Below are 23,401 nucleotides of genomic sequence, written 5' to 3'. Positions count from 1 at the left end.
CGAACGTGCCCGCGGTACCCGCCGACCCGCACCCGAGCGCCGAGACCGGCGCTGAAACCGGCACCGGCACCGACACCGGGCGTGCCGCCGGGACGTGGCCGGCCCCGGTGCGCAGGCCCACCGGGCGGGACGTGGCCAGGCTGGCCGGGGTCTCCCAGGCCACCGTGTCGCTGGTCTTCTCCGGCGCTGAGGCCGGGCGCCGGGTCTCCGAGGCGACCCGGGCACGGGTCCGCGAGGCCGCCCGCAGCCTCGGCTACCGCCCGCAGGCCGCCGGCCGGCAGCTACGGCTGGGCCGCAGCGGGATGATCATGCTGGCCGTGCCCAACCTCCAGGGCCCGTTCTTCGGCCGGGTGCTCGAGGGCGTCCACCACGAGGCCGGCCGGCACGGTCTGGCCGTCGTGGTCAGCTCCGGCTGGGGCAGCGCGACCCTGGCCGAGGCCGCCACCGCGGGCCGCTTCGACGGCCTGCTGATCTGCTCCCCGGACGACAGCCAGCTCGGCGAGCTGCCGCCGGACACCCCCGCGGTCTTCCTGGACGCCGACCCCGGCACCGACCGGGCGCGCCCGACCGTCGAACTGGACGTGGCCGGCGGGATGCGGGCGGCCGTCGAGCACCTGGCCGCCCTGGGGCACCGCCGGATCGGGCACCTGCGGTCCACCCATGCCGCGTACACCTTCCGGGTCCGGCAGGCCGCCTTCGAGCAGGCGGTCCGCGAACTCGGCCTGGACGTGGTGGAGTTGGGCGTGAGCCTGAACGACGGCCACGCGGCCGCGCGGAGCGTGGCGGGGGAGCTGCTGGAGCGGGCGGACCGTCCGCGCGCGGTGATCTGCGACGACGACGTGGTCGCCTCCGGGGTCTACCAGGCCGCCGCCGAGCGGGGGCTGCGGGTGCCGGACGACCTGTCGGTGGTCGGCATGGACAACGTCGCCGTCTCCGGGCTGCTCGCCCCGCCGCTGACCACCGTGGACCTGCCCGGCGAGGAGCTGGGCCGGGCGGGGGCGGCCGCGCTCGCCGGACTGCTGGCCGGCGAGCGGGTGGAACCGGTCGCGCCGCTGGCCACCTCGCTGGTGCTGCGCTCCTCGACGGCCCCGGCCCCGGCCTCGGCCCGGGGCTGACGGACGTTCGACGACGGCCCGCGCCGCCGCCCGTCCCGCCGCCCGCGCCGCCGCCGATGCCCGGCACCGGCGGCAACGCGCTGCTCCCGGCGCTGCTCGCGGCCGGTGCGCTCGGCAGCGGTGCGCTCGGCAGCGGGGTGCTGTTCCCGGTGATCGCCTGGGGCCGTCGGGGCCGCCACCGCTGATCGCCGTAGGTGAACGGCGGAAATGACTGCGCCCGCCGGCCAGACCCCGGCGGGCGCAGTCGTCTGTGGGGGTGGGGGTCAGCCCACCGGGACGGGCTCGGCGAGCGCCGCGAGCGGCGCGCCGCGGAACCAGCGCCGGGCGCCGAACAGCACCAGGCCGCCCAGGGCGATCCCGCCGGCCGCGCACACCGCGACCGGGCGCAGCGATCCCTCGGCGAGGTGGCCGGAGACCGCGTAGCCGAGCGAGTTGCCGGTGGCGAACAGGGTCACCAGCCAGGCGAAGGCCTCGGTGACCGTCCCGGCCGGGGCCAGTTCGGCGACCAGGACGAAGGCGGCCGCCAGCAGCGGGGCCAGCATGACGCCGGAGAGGAAGGCCAGCGCGGCCATCGGGTACGGGCCGGGCAGGGTGACCAGCGGCAGGTAGGAGGCGGCCATGGCGAGGGCCATCAGCCAGGTGCGGGTCGCGGTGCTCTGCCGCCAGCTGACCATGCCGTAGGCGAGCGCGCCGAGCAGGCCGCCGAGCGCGGCCAGTGCCAGCAGGGTGCCCCCGCCGCCGGGCAGGCCGCCGGCGTGCTGCTCGGCGTAGGCGATGAACAGCACGTTCTGCGCGCCGACCGCCCAGCCGGCCCCGGCGAGTCCGACCAGCAGCAGCACCAGGCCGGGGGAGCGCAGCGGGCCGAGCAGTCCGGCGGAGTGTGCGCGGGCGGGGGCGCGCCAAGCCCGCGCGGGTGCGGCGGTGGCGACCACCAGTGCGCCGGCCAGTCCGAGTCCGGCGGCCACCCAGAGCGCGGCGACCGGGCTGAACAGGCCGGCGATCCCGGCCACGGCCAGCGGCCCGGCCACGTAGAGGATCTGCTGGGAGGCGGAGTCGAAGGCGTACGCGGTGTCGAGCTGCTCCTCCTCGACCACGTCCGGCCAGAGCGAGCGCAGGCAGGGCTCCAGCGGCGGCATCGCCAGGCCGGCGACGGCGGCGCCGAGCGGCGCGGCGAGCGGGGAGCCGGGGGCGAGGGCGAGCAGCGCGTACCCGCCGCCGGCCACCACGGCGGAGGCGAGCAGGACGCGCGGCTGGCCGGTGCGGTCGACGATCCGGCCGAGCACCGGCCCGCCGACGGCGGCGGCGAGCGCGTACACGGAGGTGGCCAGTCCGATCCGGCCGTACGGGACGCCGGCCTCGCGCAGGGCGAGGGCGATCACCAGGGCGGTCATACCGGCGGGCAGGCGGCCGAGCAGGGTGCCGAGCAGGAGTCGGGAGACGTGCGGGGCGCGGAGCAGGGCGAGGTAGCCCATCGGTGGTCTTCTCCGGTCAGGGCAGGGGAGGGCGGGGACGTCGTCAAAGTTATACGTATAACTGCCGTTCGGTCAATCCGACCGGAGGGTGGGGCTGATGGGGCGTCAGCTTCGTTCGTGTCCGGATCTCACCACTGGGTGAAGGGTGACCGTGGCTCGATCTCAAACAAGTACTTTGAACATCTCAAACCTTTGCTGCTAACGTATCGGCCGTGACCACCTCAGACGCACTGCGGATGCACGGCCCGGGCCCGCTGCCCGGCGCCGCCCGCCCGGGTGCGCTGAACGGTGCTGTGGACAGCCCGCGCCGTTGTCGCGCCATGAGCTGCGCAGCCATGAGCTGTATCGCGGCGGCACGCCCCTGACCGGGGTTCGTGACCTCTCCCCGTCCGGCCCCGAGCCGTGCCGCCTCCTCCGCCCCGCACCCCACCGCCAGCAACGCCCTCCCCCGGAGTCGCACCCCCATGTCCACAGCGCCCGAGGCGACCTCGTCGCCGTCCCTGCTCACCCGCATCCGCAAGACACCGTTCTGGGTGCAGATCGTCGCCGGCCTCGTGCTCGGCGTCGGCCTCGGCTACCTGGCCCGCGCGGCCGACATCTCCTGGCTGGCCACCACGCTGGAGACGATCGGCAAGATCTTCGTCCAGCTGCTCAAGCTGGCCGTGCCGCCGCTGGTCTTCACCGCGATCGTGGTGAGCGTCGCCAACCTGCGCAACGTCACCAACGCGGCCCGCCTGGCCACCCGCACGCTGCTCTGGTTCATGATCACCTCGCTGATCGCGGTCGGCATCGGCCTCGGCCTGGGCCTGCTGACCAACCCCGGCCAGGGCACCAACCTCAAGACCGACGGCCTCAAGGCGCTCGACTCCAAGGGCACCTGGATCGACTTCCTGACCGGGATCTTCCCGACCAACATCGTCGACGCCTTCGTCAAGGTGAACGTGCTGCAGATCGTCTTCATGGCGGTCGTGGTCGGCGCCGCGATCATCAAGCTCGGCACCAAGGCCGAGCCGGTCCTCAAGCTCAGCGAGACCGTGCTGGAGCTGACCCAGACCGCGCTGTGGTGGGTCATCCGGCTCTCCCCGCTCGGCACCCTCGGCCTGATCGGCAAGTCCGTCGCCAAGTACGGCTGGGACCTGCTCAAGCCCTTCGCCACGCTGACCCTCGACATCTACGTCGGCTGCGCCCTGGTGCTGTTCGTCGTCTACTCGCTGGTGCTGCGCTTCGCCGCGGGCCTCAACCCGCTGCACTTCTTCAAGGGCGCCTGGCCCGCCATCCAGCTGGCCTTCGTCTCGCGCTCCTCGGTCGGCACCCTGCCGGTCACCCGCCGCGTCACCGAGCGCCTCGGCGTCCCGAGCGAGTACGCCTCGTTCTCCGTGCCGTTCGGCGCCACCACCAAGATGGACGGCTGCGCCTCGATCTACCCGGCCGTCGCCGCGATCTTCGTCGCCCAGGTCTACAACATCGATCTGGGCATCAGGGACTACATCCTGATCGCCTTCGTCTCGGTCGTCGGCTCGGCCGCCACCGCGGGCCTCACCGGTGCGATCGTCATGCTGACGCTGACCCTGTCCACCCTGGGCCTGCCGCTGGAGGGCGTCGGCCTGCTGCTGGCCATCGACCCGATCCTGGACATGATGCGGACCGCCACCAACGTGGCCGGCCAGGTGGTCGTGCCGGTCGTGGTCGCGGCCCGGGAGCGGATCCTGGACATGGCCGCGTACAACAACCCCTCCGGGGACCTGTACGAGGAGGACGCGCCGAAGGTCGCGGTTCCGGTCGCCGCCTGACAGCTCGGTATGCCGCCTGACGGTCGGTACGCCGCCTGACGGCTCGGCGCGCGGCCTGACGGTCGGTACGCCGCCCGACGGTCGGCACGCTGCCCGATCGCTTGCGCGATGCGAAGGGCCCTCTCCCGGTTCACGGGGCGAGGGCCCTTCGGCTTTCCCCTCCTTCCCCGGCTCACCGGGACTGCCGGGAAAAGGCAGGGGGCCCGCCGCGATGGGCAGGCCCCCTTGGGTGCTGCTCTTGTGCTCATGGTGACGGCTGTCGGGAGCCGTCGACGGACCCGAAGGGTCCCGAGCGATCAGAACATCAGAGGATGGTCAGACGACGGCGGTGACGTTCTCCGCCTGCGGGCCCTTCGGACCCTGGGTGACGTCGAAGGTGACCGCCTGGTTCTCCTCCAGCGAACGGAAGCCGTTCGCGTTGATGGCGGAGTAGTGGACGAAGACGTCGGGGCCGCCGCCCTCCTGGGCGATGAAGCCGAAGCCCTTCTCAGCGTTGAACCACTTGACGGTTCCCTGAGCCATGCCGTTCTCCTTGCGATGCGTGTCGGGGGCCACACCGTGTGGTCCCCGGTCCGCTGCGCTGATCGCCCTGCCTCCGGACGAGTCCGAAGTTTTTCGATATTGCTGAAAAACTACAAAAAGCCCGCGGTTACATGCTCCGCAGGCTTCAAGTACTGCAAGGGGAATCAAACTGCAACTGAGGGCAACGCTAGCATGCGGCCGCTGTGACGACCAGGGGTCACTTGCCCTTCGGACGGCGCGTGTCGTAGACCCCCGGAGCGGCCTGGTTACGGGCGCGGGCAGGCGTGTTGGGGGCGCGCACGAGCCTGCGGACAGGCGCCCGCGCCGCCTGTCCGGCAGCGCCCGCGCGCGTGTCGGGTGGCCGGTGCGAGCCGTCGCGAACAGCAGGCATACGCTGCGGTGAAACGCACGAACAGCGCCGTGGGGAAGCGCACGAACAGCAAGGGAGCGCCGCAGTGGCAGTGCCGGACGGACAAACGCGGGAGCCCGAGCACCAGGAGAACACCCCGGTCAGGCCCAGGGTCGGCCACATTCAGTTCCTGAACTGCGTCCCCCTCTACTGGGGCCTCGCCAGGACCGGCAACCTGCTCGACCTCGACCTCACCAAGGACACCCCGGAGAAGCTGAGCGACCGACTCGTCGGCGGCTCCCTCGACATCGGCCCGATCACCTGCGTGGAGTACCTGCGCAACGCCGAGGACCTGCTGGTCCTGCCCGACATCGCGGTCGGCAGCGACGGCCCGGTGATGTCCTGCCTGATCGTGAGCAAGGTGCCGCTCGCCGACCTCGACGGCCGCCGGGTCGCCCTCGGCTCCACCAGCCGCACGTCCGTCCGGCTCGCCCGGCTGCTCCTGGAGGAGCGGGAGGGCGTGCGCCCGGACTACTTCACCTGCCCCCCGGACCTCAGCGCGATGCTCGCCGAGGCCGACGCCGCCGTCCTGATCGGCGACCCGGCCCTGCGCGCCTACCTCGGCCAGGCCGCCGACCTCGGGCTGACCGTCCACGACCTCGGCGAGATGTGGAAGGAGTGGACCGGACTGCCGTTCGTCTTCGCGGTCTGGGCCGTGCGCCGCGAGTTCGCCGAACGCTGCCCCGAGCTCACCGCGGCCGTCCACCGGGCCTTCCTGGAGTCGCGGGACCTCTCGCTGGTCGAGGCCGCCAAGGTGGCCGAGCAGGCCGCCCGTTGGGAGACCTTCGGGGCGGACGTGCTGGAGCGGTACTTCAGCGAGGCGCTCGACTTCTCGCTCGGCGCGCGGCAGCTCGCCGGGGTCGCCGAGTTCGCCCGGCGGGTCGCCCACGACAGCGGCTTCGCGCCGGACGTGACGGTGCGGCTGCTGGAGCCGGCGGCGCTGCCGGTCGGGCCGTAGGGGCGCCGCCTTCGCCAGGCCGTCCGCGGGTGGGTCGGGCGGTGGGTCGGGCGGTGGGTCGGTCCGGCCCGGTACGGTCTGCTCCCGAGGTGCGTCCGGCGGGGTCCCGCGCGGGTGCGGGGCGGGCGAGGGGAGCGTGCGGGACATGCGGGCACTGGGGTCGGACGATCCGCGCCAGGTGGGCGCCTACCGGCTGTTGCGGCGGCTCGGCTCGGGCGGGATGGGCCGGGTCTACCTCGGTCGGACGGCCGGCGGGCGCACCGTCGCCGTCAAGGTGGTCCGGGCCGAACTCGCGGACGACGCCGAGTTCCGCGCCCGGTTCCGGCAGGAGGTGGCCGCCGCCCGACGGGTCGGCGGCGCCTGGACCGCCCCCGTCCTGGACGCCGACACCGAGGGCGAGCAGCCCTGGGTCGCCACCGGCTACGTCGCGGGCCCCGCACTCGCCGCCGCTGTCCGGGCGCACGGCCCGCTGCCGGAGGCCGCCGTCCGCGCCCTCGGCGTCGGGCTCGCCGGGGCGCTCGCCCATGTGCACGGGCTCGGCCTGGTGCACCGCGACGTCAAACCCTCCAACGTGCTGCTCACCCTGGACGGCCCGCGGCTGATCGACTTCGGGATCGCTCGGGCCCTGGACGCGACCAGTGGTTTCACTCGTTCGGGTTATGTGGTGGGCTCACCCGGCTTCATGTCGCCCGAACAGGCGAACGGGCAGCCGTCCGGGCCGGCCGGGGACGTCTTCTCGCTCGGCGCCGTCCTGGCCTTCGCCGCCACCGGGGTCCACCCCTTCGGCGAGGACGTCAGCGCGGCCGTCCTGCTCTACCGGGTGCTGCACGAGGAACCGGACGTCAGCGGAGTGCCCGAGGCGCTGCGGACGGTCGTCCTCGACTGCCTCGCCAAGGACCCGGCCGCCCGGCCCACCCCGCGGCAACTGGCCGCCCGCCTCGACCCGGACGGCGCGGCCGCCGACCTGCTCGGGCGGGGCGACTGGCTGCCGCCGGCGCTGGCGGCGGGGGTGGGGCGCAGTGCGGTGGAGCTGCTGGACCTGGAGGGGGCGCAGGGGGAGGCGCCGCCGTACGCGCCGACGCAGGCGTCGGGGCCGGGCGGGGCGTCTGTGTCCGGGGCTGCGCCCGGGGCTGTGTCCGGAGCGGGGGCGGGGGCTGTGCCCGGGGTTGTGCCCAGGGTTGTGTCCGGAGCGGGGGCGGGCTCGGGGGCGGGAGAAGGGGAGGGGGACGGGCCGCTACCGCTGTGCAGTTACCCGGCCGGGACGGGGGAGGAGCAGGGGCTCGCCCGTCAGCGTCGGCGGCGTCGGCGGGTCGGGGCAGCGCTGGCGGTGGTGCTGGCGGTCGCGGCGCTCGGGGGTGCCGGGTACGCCTGGTACGCGATGACCGGGCCGGTTGGGCCGGCGGTGTCCGGGCCGTCCGTGGGGCCGCTGCCCCTGCCGTCCGTGGACCCGGACCAGGCCGCCGCGTCGCCGGGGGCCTTCGTGCCGGGTGGGGCGGCGGGGGCGTCGCCCTCCGTACCGGTGTCTCCGTCCACGGCGGCGCCCGTGTCGACGGCCGGGTCGGCGCCGTCGAGCGGGACGGGCGGGCCGGGGGTGGTGCCCGCGGCGTTCCTGGGCACCTGGAGCGGCGACATGGTCACCGACAAGGGGCTGCCCGGCGGCACCACCACGCTCACCGTCCGCCAGGCGGCGATCGGTCAGGAGGCCACCACCAGCCACAACGGCGTCTCCGGGCTGATCTCGATCAGCTGCGAGGGCGCCTGGACGCTCAAGTCGGTCTCCGACACCGAGCTGGTGTTCCGGTCCCGGCTGGTGCGCTCCTCCATCCCCGGTGCCTGCACTGGCGGTTCCAACACGGAGACCCTCAGCCTGCGGTCCGACGGGACGATCCGCTTCACCTCCGCCGACCCGGCCGCCGGGAACCCGGCCGGCACGCTGCGCCGGACGGGCGGCTGAGGCGGGTCGGTGAGGCGGGCGGGTGGGTGAGGCAGGTCGGCGGGGCGGGGCGGTGAGGCGGCCCGGTGAGGCGGGTCGAGGCGCAGTTCAGCGGGCTGACGCGGGCGCCCGTAAGGCCTGGCGTAGGCTGGTTCGGCCGTACCCGAGTTGCACTTGAGAGAGAGAAGGCCGCCAGGTGACCGAGCTCGCAGCGACCACCCTCGATGCGTCCAGCACCGACCTGCAGGCCGTGCTCGACCGGGCCGCCGCAGGCGGCCGGATCACCCCGGAGGAGGCGCTGGAGCTCTACCGCTCGGCGCCGCTGCACGCGCTCGGCTCCGCCGCCGACGCGGTGCGCCGCCGCCGCTACGCGGGTACCGAGCACATCGCGACGTACATCATCGAGCGCAACATCAACTACACCAACGTCTGCGTGACGGCGTGCAAGTTCTGCGCGTTCTACGTGCCGCCGAAGAGCGACAAGGGGTGGTCCCGCGAGCTCGACGAGATCCTGCGCCGCTGCGCCGAGACGGTCGAGCTGGGCGGCACCCAGATCATGTTCCAGGGCGGCCACCACCCGGACTACGGCGTCGAGTACTACGAGCGCGCCTTCTCGGCGATCAAGGCCGACTTCCCCCAGCTGGTGATCCACTCGCTGGGCGCCTCCGAGGTCGAGCACATGTCCCGGATCTCGGGGGTCTCCATCGAGGAGGCCATCACCCGGATCCACAAGGCGGGCCTGGACTCCTTCGCCGGCGCCGGCGCCGAGCTGCTCCCGGAGCGGCCGCGCAAGGCGATCGCCCCGCTCAAGGAGTCCGGCGAGCGCTGGCTGGAGATCATGGAGGCCGCGCACGGCCTCGGCGTGGAGTCCACCTCCACCATGCTGATGGGCACCGGCGAGACCAACGCCGAGCGGATCGAGCACCTGCGGATGATCCGCGAGGTGCAGGACCGCACCGGCGGCTTCCGCGCCTTCATCCCCTACACCTACCAGCCGCAGAACAACCACCTCAAGGGCTCGACCCAGGCCACCGTCTTCGAGTACCTGCGGATGATCGCGATCGCCCGCCTGTTCCTCGACAACGTCGCCCACATCCAGGGCTCCTGGCTCACCACCGGCAAGGAGGCGGGACAGCTGTCGCTGCACTACGGCGCCGACGACCTGGGCTCCGTGATGCTGGAGGAGAACGTCGTCTCGGCGGCCGGTGCCAAGCACCGCTCCAACCTCACCGAGCTGATCCACCTCATCCGCGCCGCCGACCGCGTCCCGGCGCAGCGCTCCACCACCTACGAGCACCTGCGGGTGCTGGACGACCCGGCCAACGACCCGGTCGACCCCCGGGTCGCCTCGCACATCGCCTCCACGGCGATTGAGGGCGGCACGGCCCACCCCGAGCTCAAGATCCTGGACAACGACTGAGGCCCCGGACGACCGAGGACCACGGACACCCGAGACCGCTCCGGTCGACGCCGTGCTGACTCTGCACCGGGCCGAGTTCCTGCTGCCCGACCCCGCCGAACCCACCGCCCCGTCCTTCGCCGACGGGGCGGTGGTGGTGCGCGGTGAACTGGTCGAGGCCGTCGGCCCGTACGCGGAGCTGGCGGCGGCCCACCCGTCGGCCCGGGTCCGGGACTGGGGCCGGGCCCTGCTCGCGCCCGGCCTGCGCAACCCCTGCGGGCAGCGGTTGCTGGAGCGGGACTACCACCCGGACCCGCGTGAGGAGATCGGCGTCGAGCCGGTCGTGGACGGGCTGGTCGGCTGCACCGACGAGGCCCGGTACGGGGCCAGCGCGCGGCGCGGCCTGCAGCGGATGCTCGGGTTCGGCGTGACGGCGGTGGCCGGGCCGTTCGCGCGGGCGGCGGTGCGGACGGCGGTGGCGCGGTCGGGGCTGGTGCCGCTGCCGGGGGCTGCGGGGGCTGCCGGGCTGTCTGGTGCTGCGGGGCTGTCTGGGGCTGCTGGACTGGCTGGGGCTGTGGAGGCTGCTGAGCTGCCGGGGGCGGGGGAGCTGGGCGAAGGGGCGGGCCCGTTGGACCCCTTGGCGGTGCTGCCGCTCGCCCGGGCCGTGCACGGGCGGGTCGCGGCCGGTGGGCGGGCGGACTTCGCGGTGTTCCCGGTGGTGGCGGAGGAGGGCGGGGTCCGGCCGGCGGCCGGCGGGTGCCTGGCGACCGTGCTGGCCGGGCGGTTGGTGTACCGGCGGAGGTGACCGTCCGCGGGCGGAGGCGGGCGTGAGCTCGCCGGTGTGACGTACTCGTCAGTAGGCGGATTGCCTTGCGGTGCACGGGACTTCCTTCGTGTGCACTCGAACTGCCGTGCCCTCCCAGGGGGGTGATTGTCCCTTCACCGTGACCTGAGGGCCCGCCAGCGGATACGATCCCGGACAGCTCACTCCGTACCCTCACCACACCACCACCCGTACCCGCGGGCGGCGGGGCCGTGCCCAGGCCCCGGAGGCAAGCCAGGACAGGAACCATGCGAACCGCGACCGTCCCCCCGCCGCGAACCCCGCGGATGGGCCGTGGTTGGTACCTCGCCGCCGTGCTCAGCGCCGTGCTGGCCGTCGGGATGTGCCTGCTCGGTTGGCGCCAGGCCGACCAGGCCGACCGGATCGCGGCCCACCCGGTGAGAGTCGAGGGCGTCGTCACCCAGCTGCCGACCGGCGGCGGCACCTACAGCGCCGTCAGCTACAAGGTCAGCGGCCAGCCGCACACCGCCGCCGCGCTGCCGCTCGCCGACGGCATCAAGCTCGGCGACGCCGTCTGCCTCGAACACGCCGCCGACGACCCGGGCGCGGTCCGGATCTGCGGCGACACCTACCCGCAGCCCGTCGGCGTCGGCCTGGCCCGGTTCAGCGTGCCCGTCGCCGTCGTGCTGTTCGTGATCTGCATGCTGCGCATCCGGCGCCACCGGCGGGCCGTCGCCGTCCGCAGCGGCCAGGGCCGGATCGCCGCCAACCTGGCCATGGCGACCGGGGCCCTGGCCGAGGGGATGCCGGCGATAACCCAGGGCAAGCGCTCGCGCCGCCGCCGTCGCGCGGGCGGGCGGCGCGGATCGCACTGAGGCCCCGTTGGTCGGGGCGGCCGTCGCAGGGTGAACAATGGGGGGCGTGACCCGAGCCTCCCTGGACAAGCAGCCGCACGAAGTCGCCGCCATGTTCGACGACGTCGCGGCCAAGTACGACCTCACCAACGACGTGCTCTCCCTCGGCCAGGCCCGCGCCTGGCGCCGGGCGGTGGCCGAGGCGGTGGCCGCCGGACCGGGGGACCTCGTGCTCGACCTCGGAGCCGGCACCGGCACCTCCTCGCTGCCCTTCGCCGAGGCCGGGGCCGACGTCGTCCCGTGCGACTTCTCGGTCGGCATGCTCACCGAGGGCAAGCGCCGCCACCCCGAGCTGCCGCTCACCGCCGGCGACGCCACCCGACTGCCCTTCGCGGACGACACCTTCGACTCGGTGACGATCTCCTTCGCGCTGCGCAACGTCCAGGAGACCGACGCGGCGCTGCGCGAGATGCACCGGGTCACCAAGCCCGGCGGCAAGCTGGTGATCTGCGAGTTCTCCACGCCGACCTGGACGCCGTTCCGGACCGTCTACACCGAGTACCTGATGCGCGCGCTGCCGCCCGTGGCCACCGCCGTCAGCAGCAACCCGGACGCGTACGTGTACCTCGCCGAGTCCATCCGGGTCTGGCCGGACCAGCCCGCGCTGGCCGCCCGGATGCAGGAGAGCGGCTGGTCGAAGGTCGCCTGGCGGAACCTGACCGGCGGGATCGTCGCGCTGCACCGCGGGTACAAGCAGGCGTAGCCGGAGGGGGCGTCTCCGGCAGCGTCAGCGGAACTAGACTGCCGGAGACAAAAGCCGCCATCCCCCGCCGCAGCTCCAGGAGTGTGTCCACGTGTCCGAGACCGCAGCCGATCTGACGAAGCCGGACAGCACGGTCGAGAGCACCGCCGACGTCATCGTGGTCGGCGCGGGCCCGGCCGGCGCCACCACCGCGTACTACCTCGCCCAGGCCGGGCTGGACGTCCTGCTGCTGGAGAAGACCGCCTTCCCGCGCGAGAAGGTCTGCGGCGACGGCCTCACCCCGCGTGCCACCAAGCAGCTGGTGGACATGGGCATCGACGTCTCCACCGAGAACGGCTGGCTGCACAACAAGGGCCTGCGCATCATCGGCGGCGGCGTCCGGCTGGAGCTGGACTGGCCCGAGCTGGCCTCCTTCCCCGACTACGGCCTGGTCCGCAAGCGCGCCGACTTCGACGAACTGCTCGCCCGCCAGGCCGAGAAGGCCGGCGCCCGGCTGTACGAGCGCTGCAACGTCAGCGGCCCGGTCCTGGACGAGCGCACCGGCCGGATCGTCGGCGTCACCGCCAAGCTCGGCGAGGAGAAGCGACCGGTCACCTTCCGCGCCCCGCTGGTCGTCGCCGCCGACGGCAACTCCACCCGGCTCTCCCTCGCCATGGGCCTGCACCGCCGCGAGGACCGCCCGATGGGCGTCGCCTACCGCACCTACTTCAACTCGCCGCGCCACGACGACGACTACCTGGAGTCCTGGCTGGAGCTGTGGGACACCCGCGGCGGCCAGCGCAAGCTGCTGCCCGGCTACGGCTGGGTCTTCGGCATGGGCGACGGCACCTCCAACGTCGGCCTCGGCATCCTCAACTCCTCGCCCGCCTTCGGCGAACTCGACTGGCGCGAGGTGCTCAAGGCCTGGTGCGCGAGCATGCCGGCCGAGTGGGGCTACACCCCCGAGAACATGACCGAGCCGATCCGCGGCGCCGCCCTGCCGATGGCCTTCAACCGGCAGCCGCACTACACCCGCGGCCTGCTGCTGGTCGGCGACGCGGGCGGCATGGTCAACCCGTTCAACGGCGAGGGCATCGCCTACGCGATGGAATCCGGCCAGATCGCCGCCGGCGTCATCGTGCAGGCCCACGCCCGCGTCACCGAGGGCGGCCGCGAGCGCGCCCTGCAGGCCTACCCGCGCATCCTCAAGGACGTGTACGGCGGCTACTACACGCTCGGCCGCGCCTTCGTGAAGCTCATCGGCAACCCCAAGGTGATGCAGCTCGCCGCCCAGCACGGCCTGCCGCGCCCGCTGCTGATGCGCTTCACCCTCAAGCTGCTCGCCAACCTCACCGACCCGCAGGGCGGCGACGCGATGGACCGCGTGATCAACGGGCTGGCGAGGGTCGCGCCGAACGCCTGAGGCGGCGGGGTGCCTGGGGGTGCTTGGGGCACCCGGGGGTGCTCGGGGCGACCGGGGTGCCGGGGTATTGGAGCGACCGGGGTGCCTGGGCCGTCTGGGGCGTTGGCGCGCCTGGCGTGGGGGCGCGCCTGGGGTGCGGGTGCGCGGCCCGGTTCAGGGCGACTTCGGTGCCGTCTCCTGCTCCGCCGTGTCACGGGAGGCGGCGGAGCGCTGTTCGACGTAGGCGAGGCGCTCGTCGAACACCCGGGCCGCGTCGGGGGTGAGCGTCCGCAGGGCGACCAGGGCGCTGAACACGACGTCGCAGAGCTCGTGCTGGACGTCCTCCCAGGTGTGGGTGACGCCCTTGCGCGGGTTCTGACCGGTCGCGCCGATCACCGCGGCGCCGACCTCGCCGATCTCCTCGGAGAGCTTGAGCAGCCGCAGCAGGCGCTCCTCCTGCGGCGATTGGGTGCTCTGTTCGTCCAGCCGCGCGACCAGCTGGTCGACGCTCTCCCAGATCCGGCTGTCCATGCGGCGCTGCTCCCCTGCGGTGTCGTTGGTGCTGCCACCGTACGGGAGCGGCAAGGGGGGCGGGCCGGACCGCTGCCGTCCGGCCCGCTGTCACCCGGACCGCTGCCGTCCGGCCCACCCCAGGTGTTCGCCCTGCCCGGCCGGTGGATCAGCGCTTGCTGATGTTCACGTGGCGGATGTTCACGGGGACGTTCGGGAATCCGTCGCCCGGGCCGTTCTGGTCGTCCTCGCCGGCGGCGGCGATCTTCTGCAGGACGTCCAGACCGGCCGTCACGCGGCCGAACGGGGTGTAGGCGGGGGAGAGCTTGGTGTCCTTCCAGACGATGAAGAACTGGCTTCCGTTGGTGTTCGGGCCGGCGTTGGCCATGGCCACGGTGCCGGCCGGATAGGTGGCTCCGGTCAGGTTCTCGTCCGGGAAGGAGTAGCCCGGACCGCCGCTGCCCGTCCCGGTCGGGTCTCCGCACTGCAACACGTAGATCCGCTGGGTGGTGAGTCGGTGGCAGTGGCTGCGGTCGAAGTAGTCGTGCTCGGCGAGGAAGCGGAACGAGAAGGTGGTGCAGGGCGCCTTGTCGGTCAGTGCCTCGAAGGTGATCGGGCCCTGGTTGGTCCGCAGGGTCGCCTGGTAGGGGCGGGCTGCCTTCGCGGCGTCGAAGACCGGGATGCCCTTGAAGTTGTCGGCCGGGACGGCGGGTGTGTAGGTGCAGGCCGCGCTCGGGGCTGGGGTGGCGCCGGAGGGGGCCGCGACGGCCGTGCCGGTGCTCGCCGCAAGTGGGAGGACGGTGGCGGCGGCGACCAGCGCCCAGTGCGTGCGCTTCACGTGACGGGCCTTCCGGGGGGTGGTGGACGGCGTACTTGTCATGGAGGAATCATCCACGGCCGAGTGGGCCTTCGGTAGGGGGTGGGGCGACTGAGGCTCCTTCGGCCGTCGGTGATGACGTGGTGTCAGTTCTCCTTCGGGGTGGGCGTGAACAGTCCGGCTCGGGCGGCGAGGGCGGCGGCGTCGGCGGCCCGCTCGGCGGTGCCGGAATCCAGCGGTTCGCCGGTGACGAACAGTCGGTAGTAGAGCGGGGCGGTGGCCGCCCTGATCACCTCGGCGCCGTCCGTCCCGGCCGGCAGGTCGCCGCGGGCAACGGCCCGTTCGGCGACCTCGGCGGCCTGGCGGTGGCGGGCCGCGAAGAACCCGCGAAGGGCGGCCGCGCCGGCGTCGGAGCGTTGGGCGGCGGAGATCAGCGCGGTGGGTGTGGGACCCAGCTCCGGGTCGGTGAAGACGTGGAAGACCTCCTGGGTGATTCGGCGGAGGTCCTCCTGGAGGTCTCCGGTGTCGGGCAGTGGCCAGGGTTGGTCGGCGGAGGCGGTCAGGGCGTCGGCGATCAGGCCGTCCACTCCGCCCCACCGTCGGTAGAGAGTCGCCTTGTGGACGCCGGACCGCGCCGCGACCGCCTCAGCGGTGAGTCCGTCGTACCCCTTCTCGGTGACCTCGGCGAGCGTGGCGGCGACCACGTCCGCGCGGACCCGGGCGCTGCGCCCGCCCGGGCGCGGGGTGGGCGTGCGGGGTGGCTGCTGGTCGGGGGTGGCGGCCTCGCTCAAAGTCGACTCCTGTCGCATTAAGGCTTGCTGCGGGGTGGCGGGTGTGCCATGCTCATCTTAATGCGACTCACGTCGCATTACGAGAGGAGCCTGTGTGACCACCCGCGCCGTCCCCGACCCGACCGCCCTCCACCCGCTCGCCGGCCACGACCGAGTGGTCCTGCTGCGCCCGCTCGTCACCGACCCGAGGATCGAGGTCGGCGAGTACACGTACTTCGACGACCCCGACGGAGCCACCCGCTTCGAGGAACGCAACGTCCTCTACGCCTACGGCCCCGAACGACTGGTGATCGGCAAGTACTGCGCGATCGCCACCGGCACCCGCTTCCTGATGGCCGGGGCCGCCCACCCGGCCATCGGCGTCTCCACCTTTCCCTTCACGATGTTCGGCGGCAGCTGGACCGAGCAGACCCTCGACATCGTCACGGGCCTGCCCAGCCGTGGCGACACCGTGGTCGGCAACGACGTCTGGTTCGGCTTCGGCGCCACCGTCCTGCCGGGCGTCCGGATCGGCGACGGAGCGATCATCGCGGCCGGTGCGGTGGTCACCGCCGACGTCGAGCCCTACACGATCGTCGGCGGCAACCCCGCCCGCCCGATCCGACGCCGCTTCGACGACGCCGACATCGAACGCCTCCTCCGGGCCGCCTGGTGGGACTGGCCTGCCGAGCTCGTCACCGAGCACGTCCGCGCCATCATGTCCGGTACTCCAGCCGACATCGAGGACATCGCCGAGACGAACGGCCTGCTCGCCTCCTGACCCGCCGGCGCCCGGCAGGGGCATTGATCATCGGCAGCCCGGTGCGCGAAGATGGCGCCCCCGTGCTCCACCCCTCGCCCCGTCCCCCGCTGAGCCACACGCCCAGCTCCCGGGTCCGTCCGACGCCGTACGGTCCTCGCACCCGCCGGTTCCGTTCGTACGGAGGGATCCTCCTCATGCGTGCCTCCCTGTCCTCGTTCTCGTCCTCATCGGTCCTTCGCGATCTGCCGGTCCTGCTCGTGGCAGTGGTGTGGGGGTCGAGCTTCCTCGCCGTCCAGCGGGTGGCCGACCCGGAGACGGTCGTGGCGATGCTCGTCCTGCGCTTCGGGCTGGTGCTGCCGCTGCTCGGGGTGGTCGCCTGGCGGGCCCTGCGGAAGCTGAGCCGCGCCGAATGGCTCGGCGGCGCCGCGCTGGGCCTGGTCCTCAGCGGGATCTTCCTGCTGGAGACCTACGGTGCCGTGCACACCTCCGCGACCAACGCCGGGCTGATCATCAGCCTCGCGATGGTGCTCACCCCGCTCGGCGAGAGCGCCCTCGGCCGGACCGCACCGCCGCGGGCCTTCCTCGCGGCCGCCGGGCTGGCCGTGCTCGGCGTAGCCCTGCTCACCGGCGACGGCGGGCTGCGCCCTCCGACCCTCGGTGACCTGCTGGTACTGGGCGCCGCCCTCGTCCGCTCGGCGTACGTCCTGGCGATGGCCCGCACCCGAGCCGTCCGCGACACCGACATGCTCGCCGTCACCTGGGTCCAACTCGCCTCGGCCACCGGAGTGTTCGCCGTGGTGGCGCTGTCCGTCGGGCCGGCGCCCTGGACGGTCGCACGCTCGTACGGGGCCGGCCAGTGGGCCTGGCTGCTGCATCTGTCCCTGTTCTGCACCCTGTTCGCCTTCTTCGTCCAGATGTGGGCCGTCCGGGCCACCTCGCCGTCCCGGGTGAGCCTGCTGCTCGGCACCGAACCGCTGTGGGCCGCCGTCTTCGGCCTCACCGTGGCCGGGAACCGGATGGGCCCGCTCGCCCTGCTCGGCGGAGCCCTGGTGCTGATCGCGACCGAGTGGGGGCGGCGGACCGCCCCTGCGCCGCGCCCGGCCGCGAACGCGGGCGAGAGCGCACCCGAGGCGGAGGAGCCGAGCCCGGAGCCGGCCTCGGTCTGACCGGCGGCCCTCGTCACTGGCGCCGCCACAGAGTCCGGCGGGCGTAGTCGATGGTGACCGCGCCCAGCAGCGGGCCCCAGGCGACCAGGGGCAGGTAGGCGAGAGTCATCACCAGGGCACCGAGGCCGTGCGGCGAGTCCGCCTCGGCCAGGTTCCCGGCCCAGCCGCCGAACAGGGCGAACAGCCCGAGCCAGGTCAGGACGAGCGCGCCCAACAGGGACGGAACGACGGCGAACAGCGGGCGCACCCGTCGACCGCCTATCAGCGGGATCCAGCGCGGAACCACGTGCCCCCAGGGCCGGACCAGGCCAAGGGTCAGGAACGCCAGCCCCTCCGCCAACGCACTCAGCGCCACGCAGTAGACCGTGCCCCAGCCCGGCTGGTGTTCCGCGTACGCCGCGGCCGTCGCTCCGCTGAAACCGAGCGGGACGCCGAAGCCGAAGACGATCCGCCACAGCCCCGAGGGAACCGTGCTGAGCGCGGCGGCCGTGGCGGCGATCCGGGCCCAACGCGGGGCGGGCGGGACGTCCGGGGCGACCGCGTCGACCGCCCCGACCCGGTGGTCGGATACGCGGGCGTTGATCACGAGCTTCGACATGGCGTGCACTCCCTTCGGCTCCGGCCCCGTGGCCGGTGCGATGACTCAAGACTGGCGGCCGGGAAGGGCCGGCGGCAGATGCCGATCGGGCTGTTCCTCCTGCTCAACTGCCCTTTGAAATGTGCCGATCGGCACAGGTGTGCCGTCCCTCCCGCGCCGTAATGTGACGGCAGTCGATGAGTCGAGGAGAGGTGATGGCGATGACTCAGATCCTGTCCGGGGTCGTCCTGGTCCTGGCACTGCCGGCTTGGTCGGCGCGGGGCCGCCGTGGTGCGGCAGCCGTGACCTTGGCGCTCGGGGTGTCCTCGGCGGTGGTCACGGCCGCCGTCTGGATCCTCGGCCGCTGGGCGGAGGGCGACCGCTGGGCCGGCCTGCTCGGCCTGGTCGAACTGGCCGTCCTGCTGCTGTCGGTGGTCATCACCCTGCGCACCGAGGACGGCCCGCGGTGCGCGGTGGCGGCCTGGACGGCATGCGGAGCGGTCGCCCTCTGGCTGACCAGGTTCGCGTTCGTCGAGGGGCCCGGGGACGTCCTCACGATCTTCGGCTTCGGCTCGGCGCTCTCCCTGCCGGCCGTTCTGATCGGGCTCTACCTGAGGGGCCTGGACGAGGGGCGCACCAAGGCGGTGGTCGAGGCCAAGCGGGCCCAGCGGCTCGAACTGGCCCACGACCTGCACGACTTCGTGGCGCACGACGTCAGCGGCATGGTGGCCCAGGCCCAGGCCGGCGCCTACCTGGCCTCGGTCGACCCGGCCCGAGCGGTCGCCATGTTCGAACGGATAGAGCAGGCCGGGCAGCGGGCCCTGGCATCACTTGACCGGACGGTCCAGCTGCTGCGCACGGAGGAGGGGACCGGGCGCGGCCCACAGCCGGGGCTTTCGGAACTCGCGGAGGTGGCGGAGCGGTTCACCGCCGCGGGCGGCGCGGAGGTCCGGCTGGAACTGCCGGAGCAGCCGGTACCGAGGGAGCTGGGAGGGACGGTCCACCGGATCGTCGTCGAGGCGCTGACCAATGTCCGACGGCATGCCCAGGGCGCCGCACGGGTCGACGTCCGGGCGCGCCGCGTCGGTGAGTGGCTGGAGCTGACCGTGACGAACGACGGTCGGCCGGCGGGGGCGGCCAGTCGGCCCAGGCGGGGCGGCGGCAGCGGACTGCCTGGTCTGGCCGCGCGGGTGGAGGCACTCGGCGGCACCTTCGAGGCGGGAGCGCATGAGCGGGAGGCCTGGCGGGTGACGGCGAGGCTGCCGTTGGCAGGTCGGGAGGAGCCGGAGCGGCCGGAGACCCCGATGAGGACGAGTGCGGGTGCAGGGGAGATGAGCGGATGAGCAGCAGTGCAAAGCCGATCCGGATCCTGGTCGCGGATGACCAGGCGGACATCCGCAGTGCGTTCAGGATGATCCTGGACGTCCAGCCGGACATGACGGTGGTGGCCGAGGCCTCGGACGGTGCCGCGGCGGTACAGGAGGCGAAGAGACTGCGGCCGGACGTGGTGCTCGCGGACATCCGGATGCCGAAGCTCGACGGCCTGGAGGTCACGCGGCAACTCGCCGGCCAGTGCAAGGTGATCGTGGTGACCACCTTCGACCTGGACGAGTACGTGCACACGGCCTTGCGGCACGGTGCGGCGGGCTTCCTGCTCAAGCGCTCGGGGCCGGTTCTGCTGATCGAGGCGGTCAGGGCGGCGATGGCCGGGGACGCGTTGATCAGTCCGCAGGTCACTGTGCGGTTGTTGCAGCACATGGCGCTGCCGGGTGCCGCCCCTGTGCCGGGGTCCGCGGGCGGGGCAGGCGTGCCGGGCCCTTTGATAGCCGGCCCGGTGGAAGAACTGACCGAGAGGGAAAAGGAGATCGCTGAGCTGGTGGCCGATGGAGCGACCAACGCCGAGATCGGCGCCGGGCTCTTCATCTCACCGGGAACGGTGAAGAACCACCTCGCCAACATCCAGCGCAAGCTCGGTGCCCGTAACCGGGTGGGCATCGCGGCCTGGGTGTGGGAACAGGCAGTCGGCAACCGGTAGCCGGCCCCTGGCCCGAAGGGCGAGAGCGGAACGACGGAGGCGGCCTGAGCCAGGGCGCGGCCCGAGAGCGAGAGGGAGGCAGGGCAGAGGAGGAGGCGGGCCGAGGGATTCGAGGGCCGCAGCGGGAAGTTGGGCCTGCCCTACACGGGAGGCGGAGCCGCGAGGGCGGCGGGTTGAGCGGAGGCGGAGGAGGAGGGCAGGCCCCCAGGGGCCCACAGGCTGCCAGGGCTGCGAGCGCGCAGCAGCCCCGCGTGGGGACCGGCCGGCCCAGCGCAGGTGACACCGGCAGCAGGTGGGCAACCCTGGCGCGGGCGGCGGGCGGCGGGCGGCGGGCGGCGGGCGGCGGGCGGTGGGCGGGTGGGGGGGAGGGGGAGGGGAGACCCCCACGACAACATCGCGCGCTTGTGAACAAAGGGTCAAGCAAGCGTTCCTCCCCCCACCACCCCTCCGAGTGAGCCGCTATAACACGTCAACATGACTCCCCGAAATTTGCTATCCCCGGAGCATAGTTGATATAGGAATGCGCCCCCGACCAGCCGCTTCCAAGATAAATGCGACTACTTGTGACCATTTGACTCCTTTGCGTTGACAACTCTGGGCATGTTCACATTCGCCACCATTCACATGGTGTCGTAGATCACAAAGATGACGTTGAACTGCGTGTCGCAGATCACAAGCCACCGGGCATAGGATGCGCTCGTTCCAGGCTTTGTGAACTGCCTCACATGAGGTGGATCTCGGGAACTGGAACGCGGGTTCACCTCAGTGTGACCCGCCGGTTCCGATCTGCAGTCAAGGACGACTGGACGGAGGGAGCGGGGGCTATGAATGCCTACGCGCCGATCCTCGTACTCGGTGCCATCGCGGCGGCGTTCGCGGTCGGTTCCGTCGTGATGGCCTCACTCACCGGCCCCAAGCGCTACAACCGGGCCAAGTTGGAGGCGTACGAGTGCGGCATCGAGCCGACCCCGCAGCCCGTGGGCGGCGGTCGGTTCCCGATCAAGTACTACCTGACGGCGATGCTCTTCATCGTCTTCGACATCGAGATCGTCTTCCTCTACCCCTGGGCGGTGACCTTCGACTCCCTGGGGCTCTTCGGGCTGGTCGAGATGCTCCTGTTCATCGCCACCGTCTTCGTCGCGTACGCCTACGTCTGGCGCCGCGGCGGCCTGGAGTGGGACTGAGGCAGGGGTGGCGCCGCCGCCCTTGTGAACGAGCGGACAAGCTCGGACGGGCCGGACGTTCCCCCGGACGCTCCGCGGGCGCATCGCCGGACGTACCAGAGGACTTGAGGGCATTGAGAGGGATCTGATGGGAATCGAGGAGAAGCTGCCGAGCGGCTTTCTGCTCACGACCGTGGAGACGGCCGCCGGCTGGGTGCGCAAGGCGTCACTCTTCCCGGCCACCTTCGGTCTGGCCTGCTGCGCGATCGAGATGATGACCACCGGTGCCGGCCGCTACGACCTGGCCCGGTTCGGGATGGAGGTCTTCCGGGGCTCCCCCCGGCAGGCCGATCTGATGATCGTGGCGGGCCGGGTGAGTCAGAAGATGGCCCCGGTGCTGCGCCAGGTGTACGACCAGATGCCCAATCCGAAGTGGGTCATCTCGATGGGCGTCTGCGCCTCCTCCGGCGGGATGTTCAACAACTACGCGATCGTGCAGGGCGTCGACCACATCGTCCCGGTGGACATCTACCTGCCCGGTTGCCCGCCCCGCCCGGAGATGCTGATGGACGCCATCCTGAAGCTGCACGACAAGATCCAGCACGAGCCGCTGGGCGTGAACCGGCGCCGCGCCGAGGAGTTGGGCGAGGCCCTGGCTCTCAAGGCGACCCCGATCAGCGAAATGCGGGGGCAGCTGCGATGAGCGAACAGGTACCCGAGACCCGCCGCGAGCAGCCGCCCCGGGAGATCCCGGTCGAGGTGGTCGGCCGCCGGCAGGGCATGTTCGGTGCCGAGGGCACCGGCGACACCTCCGGCTTCGGCGGCCTGGCCGCCCCGATCGTGCTGCCCGGCCCGAGCGAACGCCCGTACGGCGGCTGGTTCGACGAGGTCGCCGACGAGTTCGAGGGCGCGCTGGAGGAGCAGGGCCTGGACCCGGCCGAGGTGGTCGAGAAGACCGTGGTCGACCGCGGCGAGCTCACCTTCCACCTCGACCGCACCCACCTGTTGAAGGCGGTGCGCATCCTGCGCGACGACCCGGCGCTGCGCTTCGAGCTGTGCCTGGGCGTGAGCGGGGTGCACTACCCGGGCGACCGGGGCCGCGAGCTGCACGCGGTCTACCACCTGCGCTCGATCACCCACGGCCGGCTGATCAGGGTGGAGGTCACCGCGCCGGACGCCGACCCGCGGATCCCCTCCGTGGTGAGCGTCTATCCGACCAACGACTGGCACGAGCGCGAGGCCTACGACTTCTTCGGCCTGGTCTTCGACGGCCACCCGGCGCTCACCCGGATCATGATGCCGGACGACTGGCTGGGCCACCCGCAGCGCAAGGACTACCCGCTCGGCGGCATCCCCGTCGAGTACAAGGGCGCCCAGATCCCGGCTCCCGACCAGCGGAGGTCGTACAGCTGATGAGTACTCAGCACTACGAGGAAGCAGACGCCCGCGAGACCACCGAGGGCCGGGTCTTCACCGTCACCGGCGGCGACTGGGGCGAGGTGGTCGAGGCGGTCGGCCGGGCCGACGACGAGCGCATCATCGTCAACATGGGCCCCCAGCACCCGTCCACCCACGGCGTGCTGCGGCTGATCCTGGAGATCGACGGCGAGACGGTGAAGGAGGCCCGCTGCGGCATCGGCTACCTCCACACCGGCATCGAGAAGAACATGGAGTTCCGCAGCTGGGTCCAGGGCACCACCTTCGTGACCCGGATGGACTACCTGACCCCGCTGTTCAACGAGACCGCCTACTGCCTGGCGGTCGAGAAGCTGCTCGGCATCACCGAGGACGTCCCGGACCGGGCCGGCGTCATCCGGGTGATGATGATGGAGCTCAACCGGATCGCCTCGCACCTGGTCTGCCTGGCCACCGGCGGCATGGAGATCGGCTCCACCACCCTGATGATCTACGGCTTCCGGGACCGCGAGCTGATCCTGGACGTCTTCGAGCTGGTCACCGGCCTGCGCATGAACCACGCGTACGTCCGCCCCGGCGGCCTGGCCCAGGACCTGCCTCCCGGCGCCGTCGACCAGATCCGCGAGGCGGTCCGCACCTTCCGCTCCCGGATGCACGAGTACGACAAACTCGCCACCGGCAACCCGGTGTTCAAGGCCCGACTGGTCGACGTCGGCTTCCTGGACCTGGCCGGCTGCCTGGCCCTGGGCGCCACCGGCCCGATCCTGCGCGCCACCGGCCTGCCGCACGACCTGCGCAAGACCG

Annotated in this window: 25 protein-coding genes; 19 read left to right on the top strand and 6 right to left on the bottom strand. The window is 72.7% G+C overall.

Features of this window, described 5'->3' with window-relative positions:
- Positions 1–5: 5 nt before the first annotated feature.
- Both ACZ4W5_RS22950 and ACZ4W5_RS22945 read left to right on the top strand, forming a co-directional pair.
- Positions 6–1,115 (top strand): LacI family DNA-binding transcriptional regulator, encoded by a 1,110-nt coding sequence (locus tag ACZ4W5_RS22950; RefSeq protein ID WP_465656551.1) that lies wholly within the window; start codon positions 6–8, stop codon positions 1,113–1,115.
- 56 nt (positions 1,116–1,171) lie between these two features.
- A complete protein-coding gene (locus ACZ4W5_RS22945) occupies positions 1,172–1,300 on the top strand; it encodes a hypothetical protein (protein ID WP_465656550.1) in 129 nt (42 codons plus the stop codon).
- A gap of 78 nt (positions 1,301–1,378) precedes the next feature.
- On the opposite strand, the gene ACZ4W5_RS22940 is transcribed toward ACZ4W5_RS22945, so the two are convergent.
- Complete coding sequence (locus ACZ4W5_RS22940; protein WP_465656549.1) at positions 1,379–2,587, bottom strand: MFS transporter; 1,209 nt, start codon at positions 2,585–2,587, stop codon at positions 1,379–1,381.
- Between the two features lie 212 nt (positions 2,588–2,799).
- Between ACZ4W5_RS22940 and ACZ4W5_RS22935 the strand changes: the two genes are divergently transcribed.
- Together ACZ4W5_RS22935 and ACZ4W5_RS22930 are read left to right on the top strand one after the other, a co-directional pair.
- Positions 2,800–2,952 carry a hypothetical protein gene (locus ACZ4W5_RS22935; protein ID WP_360239186.1) on the top strand — a complete coding sequence of 51 codons (153 nt, stop codon included), beginning with the start codon at positions 2,800–2,802 and terminating at the stop codon, positions 2,950–2,952.
- 99 nt (positions 2,953–3,051) lie between these two features.
- Positions 3,052–4,377 (top strand): dicarboxylate/amino acid:cation symporter, encoded by a 1,326-nt coding sequence (locus tag ACZ4W5_RS22930; protein ID WP_465656547.1) that lies wholly within the window; start codon positions 3,052–3,054, stop codon positions 4,375–4,377.
- Between the two features lie 315 nt (positions 4,378–4,692).
- Here ACZ4W5_RS22930 and ACZ4W5_RS22925 read toward each other — a convergent pair whose 3' ends face one another.
- Positions 4,693–4,899, bottom strand: a complete 207-nt coding sequence (locus tag ACZ4W5_RS22925; protein WP_360239181.1) for a cold-shock protein — start codon at positions 4,897–4,899, stop codon at positions 4,693–4,695.
- A 455-nt stretch (positions 4,900–5,354) separates the two neighbouring features.
- On the opposite strand from ACZ4W5_RS22925, the gene ACZ4W5_RS22920 reads away from it, so the two are divergent.
- The 7 genes from ACZ4W5_RS22920 to ACZ4W5_RS22890 all read left to right on the top strand — a co-directional run bounded on the left by ACZ4W5_RS22920 (position 5,355) and on the right by ACZ4W5_RS22890 (position 13,401).
- Positions 5,355–6,266, top strand: a complete 912-nt coding sequence (locus ACZ4W5_RS22920; RefSeq protein ID WP_360239178.1) for a menaquinone biosynthetic enzyme MqnA/MqnD family protein — start codon at positions 5,355–5,357, stop codon at positions 6,264–6,266.
- A gap of 145 nt (positions 6,267–6,411) precedes the next feature.
- A complete protein-coding gene (locus ACZ4W5_RS22915; protein ID WP_465656544.1) occupies positions 6,412–8,220 on the top strand; it encodes a serine/threonine-protein kinase in 1,809 nt (602 codons plus the stop codon).
- 175 nt (positions 8,221–8,395) lie between these two features.
- Complete coding sequence (gene mqnC / locus ACZ4W5_RS22910; protein WP_360239172.1) at positions 8,396–9,619, top strand: cyclic dehypoxanthinyl futalosine synthase; 1,224 nt, start codon at positions 8,396–8,398, stop codon at positions 9,617–9,619.
- A gap of 52 nt (positions 9,620–9,671) precedes the next feature.
- Entirely contained in the window at positions 9,672–10,403 is a 732-nt protein-coding gene (locus tag ACZ4W5_RS22905) for an imidazolonepropionase-like domain-containing protein (RefSeq protein WP_465656542.1), read from the top strand.
- A gap of 266 nt (positions 10,404–10,669) precedes the next feature.
- The gene (locus ACZ4W5_RS22900; RefSeq protein WP_360239166.1) at positions 10,670–11,257 is read left to right on the top strand and encodes a hypothetical protein; all 588 of its coding nucleotides are present in this window, start codon (positions 10,670–10,672) and stop codon (positions 11,255–11,257) included.
- 46 nt (positions 11,258–11,303) lie between these two features.
- A complete protein-coding gene (locus tag ACZ4W5_RS22895) occupies positions 11,304–11,999 on the top strand; it encodes a demethylmenaquinone methyltransferase (RefSeq protein WP_360239163.1) in 696 nt (231 codons plus the stop codon).
- A gap of 112 nt (positions 12,000–12,111) precedes the next feature.
- A complete protein-coding gene (locus tag ACZ4W5_RS22890; RefSeq protein WP_360239377.1) occupies positions 12,112–13,401 on the top strand; it encodes a geranylgeranyl reductase family protein in 1,290 nt (429 codons plus the stop codon).
- A 153-nt stretch (positions 13,402–13,554) separates the two neighbouring features.
- On the opposite strand, the gene ACZ4W5_RS22885 is transcribed toward ACZ4W5_RS22890, so the two are convergent.
- The 3 genes from ACZ4W5_RS22885 to ACZ4W5_RS22875 all read right to left on the bottom strand — a co-directional run bounded on the left by ACZ4W5_RS22885 (position 13,555) and on the right by ACZ4W5_RS22875 (position 15,498).
- A complete protein-coding gene (locus tag ACZ4W5_RS22885) occupies positions 13,555–13,911 on the bottom strand; it encodes a MazG-like family protein (RefSeq protein WP_360239160.1) in 357 nt (118 codons plus the stop codon).
- A gap of 148 nt (positions 13,912–14,059) precedes the next feature.
- On the bottom strand, positions 14,060–14,770 hold the full coding sequence (locus tag ACZ4W5_RS22880) for a peptidylprolyl isomerase (protein WP_465656539.1): 711 nt from the start codon (positions 14,768–14,770) through the stop codon (positions 14,060–14,062).
- 83 nt (positions 14,771–14,853) lie between these two features.
- On the bottom strand, positions 14,854–15,498 hold the full coding sequence (locus tag ACZ4W5_RS22875; RefSeq protein WP_465656537.1) for a TetR/AcrR family transcriptional regulator: 645 nt from the start codon (positions 15,496–15,498) through the stop codon (positions 14,854–14,856).
- Positions 15,499–15,592: 94 nt separating this feature from the next.
- Here ACZ4W5_RS22875 and ACZ4W5_RS22870 point away from each other — a divergent pair, with 94 nt between their 5' ends.
- Both ACZ4W5_RS22870 and ACZ4W5_RS22865 read left to right on the top strand, forming a co-directional pair.
- Positions 15,593–16,258, top strand: a complete 666-nt coding sequence (locus tag ACZ4W5_RS22870) for a CatB-related O-acetyltransferase (RefSeq protein WP_360239151.1) — start codon at positions 15,593–15,595, stop codon at positions 16,256–16,258.
- A gap of 176 nt (positions 16,259–16,434) precedes the next feature.
- Positions 16,435–17,406 carry a DMT family transporter gene (locus tag ACZ4W5_RS22865; RefSeq protein ID WP_465656534.1) on the top strand — a complete coding sequence of 324 codons (972 nt, stop codon included), beginning with the start codon at positions 16,435–16,437 and terminating at the stop codon, positions 17,404–17,406.
- A 13-nt stretch (positions 17,407–17,419) separates the two neighbouring features.
- On the opposite strand, the gene ACZ4W5_RS22860 is transcribed toward ACZ4W5_RS22865, so the two are convergent.
- The gene (locus tag ACZ4W5_RS22860; RefSeq protein WP_465656532.1) at positions 17,420–18,004 is read right to left on the bottom strand and encodes a hypothetical protein; all 585 of its coding nucleotides are present in this window, start codon (positions 18,002–18,004) and stop codon (positions 17,420–17,422) included.
- A 194-nt stretch (positions 18,005–18,198) separates the two neighbouring features.
- On the opposite strand from ACZ4W5_RS22860, the gene ACZ4W5_RS22855 reads away from it, so the two are divergent.
- The 6 genes from ACZ4W5_RS22855 to ACZ4W5_RS22830 all read left to right on the top strand — a co-directional run.
- The gene (locus ACZ4W5_RS22855) at positions 18,199–19,326 is read left to right on the top strand and encodes a sensor histidine kinase (RefSeq protein ID WP_465656531.1); all 1,128 of its coding nucleotides are present in this window, start codon (positions 18,199–18,201) and stop codon (positions 19,324–19,326) included.
- Positions 19,323–20,018 (top strand): response regulator transcription factor, encoded by a 696-nt coding sequence (locus ACZ4W5_RS22850; RefSeq protein WP_360239138.1) that lies wholly within the window; start codon positions 19,323–19,325, stop codon positions 20,016–20,018. The genes ACZ4W5_RS22855 and ACZ4W5_RS22850 overlap by 4 nt, the downstream gene beginning before the upstream one ends.
- A gap of 824 nt (positions 20,019–20,842) precedes the next feature.
- A complete protein-coding gene (locus tag ACZ4W5_RS22845) occupies positions 20,843–21,202 on the top strand; it encodes an NADH-quinone oxidoreductase subunit A (protein WP_360239135.1) in 360 nt (119 codons plus the stop codon).
- 127 nt (positions 21,203–21,329) lie between these two features.
- On the top strand, positions 21,330–21,884 hold the full coding sequence (locus tag ACZ4W5_RS22840) for a NuoB/complex I 20 kDa subunit family protein (protein ID WP_074005520.1): 555 nt from the start codon (positions 21,330–21,332) through the stop codon (positions 21,882–21,884).
- A complete protein-coding gene (locus ACZ4W5_RS22835) occupies positions 21,881–22,594 on the top strand; it encodes an NADH-quinone oxidoreductase subunit C (RefSeq protein ID WP_360239129.1) in 714 nt (237 codons plus the stop codon). The genes ACZ4W5_RS22840 and ACZ4W5_RS22835 overlap by 4 nt, the downstream gene beginning before the upstream one ends.
- Positions 22,594–23,401: NADH-quinone oxidoreductase subunit D-related protein (locus ACZ4W5_RS22830; RefSeq protein WP_465656527.1), on the top strand; the 808-nt coding region annotated here is incomplete at its 3' end. The genes ACZ4W5_RS22835 and ACZ4W5_RS22830, both read left to right, overlap by 1 nt.

It is taken from the genome of Kitasatospora sp. NPDC029367, from assembly GCF_055569135.1.
This window is presented reverse-complemented; position numbering and strand designations above follow the sequence as displayed.

Excerpts from the sequence above, each read along its gene's own strand:
- ACZ4W5_RS22945 (WP_465656550.1), top strand. The coding sequence starts at position 1,172 with ATGCCCGGCACCGGCGGCAACGCGCTGCTCCCGGCGCTGCTCGCGGCC.
- ACZ4W5_RS22940 (WP_465656549.1), bottom strand. The coding sequence starts at position 2,587 with ATGGGCTACCTCGCCCTGCTCCGCGCCCCGCACGTCTCCCGACTCCTG.
- ACZ4W5_RS22930 (WP_465656547.1), top strand. The coding sequence starts at position 3,052 with ATGTCCACAGCGCCCGAGGCGACCTCGTCGCCGTCCCTGCTCACCCGC.
- ACZ4W5_RS22925 (WP_360239181.1), bottom strand. The coding sequence starts at position 4,899 with ATGGCTCAGGGAACCGTCAAGTGGTTCAACGCTGAGAAGGGCTTCGGC.
- ACZ4W5_RS22915 (WP_465656544.1), top strand. The coding sequence starts at position 6,412 with ATGCGGGCACTGGGGTCGGACGATCCGCGCCAGGTGGGCGCCTACCGG.
- ACZ4W5_RS22900 (WP_360239166.1), top strand. The coding sequence starts at position 10,670 with ATGCGAACCGCGACCGTCCCCCCGCCGCGAACCCCGCGGATGGGCCGT.
- ACZ4W5_RS22885 (WP_360239160.1), bottom strand. The coding sequence starts at position 13,911 with ATGGACAGCCGGATCTGGGAGAGCGTCGACCAGCTGGTCGCGCGGCTG.
- ACZ4W5_RS22880 (WP_465656539.1), bottom strand. The coding sequence starts at position 14,770 with ATGACAAGTACGCCGTCCACCACCCCCCGGAAGGCCCGTCACGTGAAG.
- ACZ4W5_RS22865 (WP_465656534.1), top strand. The coding sequence starts at position 16,435 with ATGCGTGCCTCCCTGTCCTCGTTCTCGTCCTCATCGGTCCTTCGCGAT.
- ACZ4W5_RS22860 (WP_465656532.1), bottom strand. The coding sequence starts at position 18,004 with ATGTCGAAGCTCGTGATCAACGCCCGCGTATCCGACCACCGGGTCGGG.
- ACZ4W5_RS22855 (WP_465656531.1), top strand. The coding sequence starts at position 18,199 with ATGGCGATGACTCAGATCCTGTCCGGGGTCGTCCTGGTCCTGGCACTG.
- ACZ4W5_RS22850 (WP_360239138.1), top strand. The coding sequence starts at position 19,323 with ATGAGCAGCAGTGCAAAGCCGATCCGGATCCTGGTCGCGGATGACCAG.
- ACZ4W5_RS22845 (WP_360239135.1), top strand. The coding sequence starts at position 20,843 with ATGAATGCCTACGCGCCGATCCTCGTACTCGGTGCCATCGCGGCGGCG.
- ACZ4W5_RS22840 (WP_074005520.1), top strand. The coding sequence starts at position 21,330 with ATGGGAATCGAGGAGAAGCTGCCGAGCGGCTTTCTGCTCACGACCGTG.
- ACZ4W5_RS22835 (WP_360239129.1), top strand. The coding sequence starts at position 21,881 with ATGAGCGAACAGGTACCCGAGACCCGCCGCGAGCAGCCGCCCCGGGAG.